Origin of the sequence: Embleya sp. NPDC005575, from assembly GCF_040605455.1 — a bacterium.
Taxonomy (GTDB): Bacteria; Actinomycetota; Actinomycetes; order Streptomycetales; family Streptomycetaceae; genus Embleya.
Genome location: NZ_JBEXCV010000262.1, coordinates 1 through 7,375 on the forward strand (window position 1 = coordinate 1; position 7,375 = coordinate 7,375).

Sequence of the window (7,375 nt, forward strand, 5' to 3'; positions counted from 1 at the left end):
CCGGCCGGGGCGGTGGCGAGGCGGCGTCGCCGGCCGTCGCGCCCGGCCCGGTGGCCGTACGGGCACGGGCGAGGAACTCACGGTGGACCGCGGAGGCGTTGCCGCGCCAATACGCCAGCAACACCCGAATGTCCGGGGTGATCTCGAAACGGTCGCCGCGGCGGGCGCCCGGGTGTGCGGCGGTGGCGGGTGTGGTGGTGGCATCGGCCAGCCAACGCCACACCGTGCGGTCGGAGACGTTCAGGCACTGCGCGGTGGCGTGGACGTGCGCGCGGGTGAGACGGCGTTCGGCGCGCAGCGCGAGCAGGCGGCGAACGGCCGGAGCCCGCAGGGCGGTCGACGACACGGTGTCGAGGGCGGGCACGGCCGGGGATGTCGAAGGCTCCCGGGCGGCGCCGTCGGCGGCGGTGGTGTTCATCGAGGTCCTCGTTCCTGCCCGTGGGAGCGGTGGATCGGCGATGGGTCAGGGGTTGGGGCCGAGGTGGGAGCAGGCCCGGGTCAACAGCGCGCGATCCACCGCGGTGCCCGGGTCGCGGCTGCGGGCGGCGTAGGCGTGGGAGGTGATCTTCGCCCAGGTGCGGAAGTTCCCCCGCGCGTGCGCCCGGTCGGTGTGGAGCAGGTCCTCGTCGGCCGCGGCATCCCACAGGGGGTGGAAAAGGCGCAGTACGCGCGGAACTTGGGCGGTGTCGAGGCGGGGTGTGTGTTGCCAGGTCAGGACGCGGGAGGCCAGGGCGGGGGCACGTGTCAGGGTGCGTTCGGCGCCTGCGCCGCACAGCACCAGGCTGGTGTGGGTGGTGGGGGCGTCCACGAGCAGGCGCAGGTAGTCCAGCTCGGGGGCGGCGATGCGTTGGACATCGTCGATCACGAGCACGCCCGGGGCTTTCAGGGCGTCCAGGAGCGCGCGGTCGGCCGCGTCCGTGCGGTTCGTCAGGTGGGTGGCCGGCAGGCCGAACGCCGTGAGCAGCGCGGCCCGCAGCTGGGGCAGGGCCGGCTTCACCGGCACCAGCGCGCGGTGTACCGGGACGCGACGCGGGAGCAGGCGTAGCGCCTGGTGGAGCGCGACCGTCTTGCCGTGGCTGGGATCCCCGTACACGCACACGATCCCGCGGGCGGCGACGGTGTGGACAAGTGCTTCGGTGACCTCGCCGAGTTGGCGCGTCGACACCGCGTGCGCGCCGGGTGTGTACAGGCGCGCGCCGTGTGCGAACGGCGGGGGTGGCGTCGGGTCGCTCTCCCGGGGCCCGGCAGGTACGCCGGGTCGGGGTGTGGGCACGGGGCGGCAGGTTTCGTCGACCGTGCCCGGCAATGCCAGTTCGGCCAACGCACGGTCGTAGCGTTCCGGGTCGCGGCGGGCGTGAGCGGGCAGGGAGACCTCCAGAACACGGCCGGCACGCAGTTCTCGGCGCACCGCGTCATGCACGGTCGTCAACGAGGGCACCCACCCGGCCTCTCGGCCGGGCAGAGCCTCCTGGGGTTGGTCGTGCATCCATGAGTGCAGCGCTTTCACGTTCCCGCCCAGGTCCGACAAGCGGGACCACAACCGGTCGGTGAGCATGAAAGCGACACGACCCAAGGACGGTTCGGGTGGCTCCGGTTGTCGGGCCGCGGCCAGCCAACGCCAGACGGTGCGCAGCGACACTCCCGACGTGGCGGCGGCGATCCGGACGTGGACCGTCTCCAACGTCCCGGCCTCGTCCAAGGCGAGAAGACAAGACACCACCAACCGGCGTGTCAGGGCCCGGTCCCGGGACACGGACGCGGGTGACGACGCCTGTGCGGCGGCAGGCGACGGCGTGCGGGACTTGCCCGGGGCCGAAGACACCGGCGGCGGAGACGACTTCGCACTCACACCCGCAAACACACCCCGCCCTCGAGCCGAGCGACACAGGAATGTGCATCCCCGCGTCAGCCGGGACATGCATGTGCTAGCGACCTTGGGCGGACCACGACAGCAGATCGGTCACCCCGTGACAGCCAAAAATCCCGCGTTCAGCCGGACAAAGCCCAGCTCAACAAAGGGAAACCGAGACCGGAAGCGCTGTCACCCACCCCGCTGACACCACACCGCACACTCACAACCTCGCGCGCGAGGGCACCGCCGGATCCGTCGGCGACGCCCTCGACAACGCCCTGATGGAATCCGCCATCGGCCTCTACAAAACAGAGTTGATCAAACCCCGAGGCCCGTGGCACACCCTGGCCGCCGTCGAACTCGCCACCGCCGAGTGGATCGACTGGTACAACCACACCCGCCTCCACGGTGAGATCGGCCACGTCCCACCCGCCGAACACGAAGCCAAGCACTACCAGAGACAGCCAAAACCACAGGTCATCGCCACAAACCCGAGTCTCTAACGAACCCGGAGCGGTTCAACCACCAACCCACCCGCTGGATTCCCAACCAACACACGAAACCCCAGACCAGCCATCAACCCACCTCACCACCACACCGCTCCGCCACACAAGATCCCCGTCGTCGTGTCCCGCCTGATGACGGGCGCCAACGCCCGCTCTCACCGCTCCAGGTCTGTCGGGCTTCGATCCATCGCTCTTGGACGAGGCGGGCGTCATCATCTTCCTTCACCGCGATGGCGTTCGCGACAAACTCTCGCGACGCGCCGGCGAAGCCGACCGGCGTCAAGACATTGGACCCTGACGGCATCCTCTTCCAGTCGGGCTCGCTGTCACAGAGAGCGCAAATAGCATGGTCTTAGGGTAAGTCGACCGAAGTACTCCACAGCTGGGAGATGCGGGATATCATCGACGAGCCCGTTGGGCAAATTCCTTTTGCACAGGACAACTGAAGGGTCTACTTGTGTCGAGCGTCGCTCATCTCCTGGCTTCCTCGGACTGCCGAGCCTGCGTCAGCTACGGCGTCCTCACCGTCGAGGACGGTGATCACAACCCGGAGGACCCGGAAGGATTCACTATCACCGAAATTGCCGAATTTGGGGAACACACAATCAGACTACTGTCGGGGGGTAACGATTTTTGGAATTCTGTCACTGTGGAGTTCTGGTCAGGTTCACCCGACCCGCTCTCTCGTGATATCTGGGAGAGCGTTATCGATGCTAATATTTGCTTCCCTCATGGGTATGTCATGGTTACTGATCTCATGGGTGAGGAGTATGGCGAACATCTCGAGGTTCAGCCAGGGGAATATAGGACTCGCGTAGCGTGTCGCGGCCGTGGGGATGCTCCTACTTCAATACCTGGAATGCTGCTCGAAATCAACCCCAATCCTTTCGAATACTGGCTTCTGCAGTTCTGGAAATCCTAGTCGAACCAGATTCAAGGCCAAAGAGGCTCCCATCGCCCTTGGGCCAGCTCTTGCAGCAACCGATCGTCCTCGGGCGGCTCGGCGCGTGGGGTATAACGCGGCCGTTCGCCCGCATTCCCGCCTGCGCACGCAGACATAGACAGCCCTTTCTCCCGGCTGCGGCGTTTTGGGCAATGGCGTGCGGGAGTGAGTACCGGGCAACGAACGGCCTCTGCCGCGAGGCCCAACGACCGCGCCACGCTTCGGAGCCGGCCGTGGGGCTGGCAGCCCCCGGGCGTGAGTGCACCGGGGCCATGATCGGGAACACGATGTCGACACCCGTCGAAGTGGCCGCTATGGCGTTCTGTCCGCGAGATGGAGCATCGTCACGCAAAGCCGCCAGGGCAATGCGCCCCCGATCGGCGGCCTGCCCGATCACCCCAAGGGTGGCTCGCCCAGAGTGGGCGCCGGCGGCAGCAGCCGTAGAGCCGCGGATGGCAAGGCCCGTTGGCCAATGGCAATGCTGCGCCCTGCGAACGGTAGCGGCAGGTCGGACAGGCGAATACAAGCCGCAGGCCGCACCACCGGCACAACACGGGGCCTTGTGACGGCACCACACCCCGTGCAGGTTCACACTGCGGAAGTCGATCAAGGCTGTCTCAACCGTCGCAAGGCATCCGGCACGGAAAAGACTCGGGAACTGCTGTCCGGATACATCGATGGAGTTCGCCTGGACGACCGCCGGTCGGACTTCCTACGGCTACCCGTTCTATACCACCTTAAGGGCATTACGGATTCGCATAAAAAGTCCGGAAACAATCTACGCACACACACTCTCGCCTGGATAGCTTGTCCGAGACAGTTGGTTGCTTCGAATATCGGAGACATCGCGAGTGCAAATACGTGACGCTCGAAATGCACCGAAACATATGACTCGAGCAAGGATACTGGCGTTTGCGAGCGCAATTCTGATTGCCCCACAGTTTGCTGGCGCACTTCCGGCAGCGGCCGTAACGTCACCGCCGCCGGCGCCGCCGGCGAGCGAGCAGCCCTCGTGGAAAGCGCCCCCAGCGAGCGATGGAAGTCCTCCGCCTCCCTCCACAACCGTAAAACCGAGGGTTCCCGGCGCGACTCCGTCGGATCTCACAGGTCCCTCCGATCCTCCTGTGGTTCCCGTAACACCCACGTCCACCCCGCCAGTGGCTCCCACGGCTCCATCACAGGCCACAGAAGGATCCGCTCCGGCACCCGTCACTTCGCCGCGTTCGACCCCAACAGATCGGGACGGGCCGGCTTCGCACCCTGCCGGTTCGAGGTCGTACCTGACCGTCGAGGCCACTCCTGGCACTCCGGCATCAGAGACAGACGAAAATGGGGCCCCGCGCCCCACTCCGGAGCAACTGCGTGAACGCGTCCGTCTACTCCAGCGCCCTCCGGACGCTCGAGCGGCGGCTTGGCCTCCGTACGTTCCGAGAGAGATGACCCTGCAGGAATGCGCGACAAATGCCGAATCTACGTCCCCATTCGGGCTCGCGCTGCACCACTACTTCTACTGCCAGTCCCAGAAGATCAAGGTAAACCACGTCCGCTGCAATCAAAGCGGTGGTGATTGCGACACTGTAGGACAATCCTTCTTCAGGGCTACCACTTTCGGCCGTGGATACGAGGATGGCAGTCGGAAAATAGCCCTCAACATGGTCCTGAGTGACTGGAAGCACGTGGGCGAGGTCAGGCTGACAGACTCCATGACGCTCAATTTCGGCTGTCTATCGATAATGCCCATAGGATTGCCGTGTGACATGGCGCCCGGAACCATCAACGGCGCAACGATGCCAATCGCCGAATGGCAAACGGCGGGAGTCACCTCCGCTACATTTATCCTGGCAAAGGGACCGGGCGTGGGTGGTGACAAGGTGATCAAGTACGACTTCAATTCCCATTTGAGCGTACCCACTGCGATACCACCGGACCTGGGTTTCAGTCGAAACGGCTTCCGCTGTGACGAGGGCGGCAATTACGTAGGAAAGTTCACGGGCTGTGTCTTCGACAGGACAACCGAGATATTCTTCATGGATCGCAACGATCCGGCGTCCCTGAATGCTGCGGATCATATATGGACGGCGCAGAATGAGCCGCAGAACACCTATCCGAAGATCTTAGGCAAGAAGATTCCCGGATCGATCAGCTCGCAAGTTCCTCTGACGCGCGTACGAAACCCGCTGGCTCAGGAAAATAGAAACAGTTCCGTCGCTTCCTGTGTCACACACTGGGGGCCCTCCTATACGAACGGTGGATACCAATGCGACGAATACCCGTTCGCCAGCACCAGACAGGGCACGCGAAACAATAGGGATGCATATTCCATTCGCCCGATCCCAGGCCCGGACAACAGAAAGGGAGGTGACTTTCTCAAGGCTTTCTATCATCAACACAGAATTCTAGAAAATGACAACTTCTACGTAGAAATGACCGGCTCCGGGCCCGCGCCCCGCCCGGTCGTGAACCCACCGAGCAACGTGCGCTGCCGCACGTTCCCTGTTCCCAGGACCCCACTGTCGGCAGATACGAAGGATTCCTTCGATCCGGGTGACGATGATGACGGTGAAGGTCCTGACGAAAATTACGGCAAGGGCGAGTTCGGGACGTGTGGCAGCCTCCTGGACAAGTACCTTCAACTCGGGGGCCCGGAGGTTCTTGGCTACCCCGTGACCAATAATGAGATCACTGCCGATGGGCAGGGAGCGTATACACATTTCCAAAAGCTCGATCATGCCGCACCGGATAATTCGATCTATTACACATCCGGCTCGGGTGCCCACCAGATCGGAGGCGCCATACGCGATAAATGGGCGACCCTGGGCTGGGAGGGCGGAATCGGCTACCCGGCGACCGATGAGCTCGCCACGCCTGATGCCGCAGGTCGTTTCAATCATTTCAGAAGCCTGGGAGACTCTTCTGAAGACAATTCGATCTACTACAGCCCAGCGGGCGGCGCGCATCAAGTAGGTGGGGCAATCCGTGGCAAATGGGCATCCATGGGGTGGGAAAAGGGCTTGGGTTATCCCAGCACGGATGAATCAGGAACCCCCGACGGTATCGGCAGATACAACCATTTCCGCTTCCTGGGAGATGCGGACGAACGAAACTCCATCTACTACAGCGCCGACACCGGAGCCCATCAGATCGGCGGAGATATCCGTGACGCGTGGAAAATCTCCGGCTGGGAAACGGCAACGGGATATCCGACAACCGACGAAACCGCTACCCCAGATGGCGCCGGACGCTACAATCATTTCCGAAAGCCTGGAGTAGGGTACGACGACGACTCGATCTATTGGCACCCCATGGGAGCGGTCGGCTGGATCCATGGTGGCATTCGAGCCAAGTGGCTGGAATACGGGGCCGAACGAGCCAGTGGATACCCGAGGGGACCCGAATACCCGTCATCAGAGGACGGGGGCAGAGTTCAAATCACCGCTATTGATGACCCCAGCCAGGGCGGCCTGGTGCCCTTCCTGATATTCACCTACCACCCGGACGCAGGCATCCATTGGGCATTCGTAGCCGGCCCCTACGGCGAACTGAATGGACCGCAATCGTTCCTGGGATACCCGACGAGGGAACCTGCCTACCAGATGAGTCCGCCCCACAACGATTTCTCAACCGAACAGATCTTCACCGGAGGATGCATCGGAATCGACCACACCACGATGAAAGAAGAAGCAGTGCCATGGCAAGCCAGGGTCTGTAGCGACGACTACATACCGCTCACACCCGCCACATGGAACGACGTACCCCCGGAAAGGAGAAGAGCCCTGGCGCTCCGCAACGCACGAAAGCGGATCGATGCCGCACATCGCTTCGACACGCTGATACCCAAGGGACCCTGACCAAGAAGAGCGCTCACGGCTGCGGGCGGGAGTCCAGCAATCGCCCCGCCCGCCCGCAGCCTCGGCCTCGACTTGGCCCCAGGTCCTGGCAAACGTCGACTACCAACGGCTCGCCTCTCCAGCCGCCTTCTTCAGTAGCCGTTGTCTTACCGAAGTTGGTGTCGGTTTATAGGACTTGGCGTCTCGTTGGAGTGATACCGACGCCATCCATGCATGAAGACAGGGC

General features: G+C 63.5%; 2 protein-coding genes and 2 pseudogenes. 2 read left to right on the top strand and 2 right to left on the bottom strand.

The features are described 5' to 3' along the window. Together ABZS54_RS41250 and ABZS54_RS41255 are read right to left on the bottom strand one after the other, a co-directional pair. A pseudogene (locus ABZS54_RS41250) lies at positions 1–418 on the bottom strand (hypothetical protein); the annotation flags it as partial. 45 nt (positions 419–463) lie between these two features. Next, positions 464–1,699: an ATP-binding protein gene (locus tag ABZS54_RS41255; RefSeq protein ID WP_355548063.1), complete on the bottom strand. Its 1,236-nt coding sequence runs from the start codon at positions 1,697–1,699 to the stop codon at positions 464–466. A 395-nt stretch (positions 1,700–2,094) separates the two neighbouring features. On the opposite strand from ABZS54_RS41255, the pseudogene ABZS54_RS41260 reads away from it, so the two are divergent. Then, positions 2,095–2,355: pseudogene (locus ABZS54_RS41260) on the top strand (integrase core domain-containing protein); the annotation flags it as partial. Positions 2,356–4,737: 2,382 nt separating this feature from the next. Then, a complete protein-coding gene (locus ABZS54_RS41265) occupies positions 4,738–7,149 on the top strand; it encodes a NucA/NucB deoxyribonuclease domain-containing protein (RefSeq protein WP_355548066.1) in 2,412 nt (803 codons plus the stop codon). Positions 7,150–7,375: the final 226 nt, after the last annotated feature.

Bases quoted from the DNA above. Each gene is read 5' to 3' on its own strand.
- ABZS54_RS41265 (WP_355548066.1), top strand. From the start codon at position 4,738: ATGACCCTGCAGGAATGCGCGACAAATGCCGAATCTACGTCCCCATTC.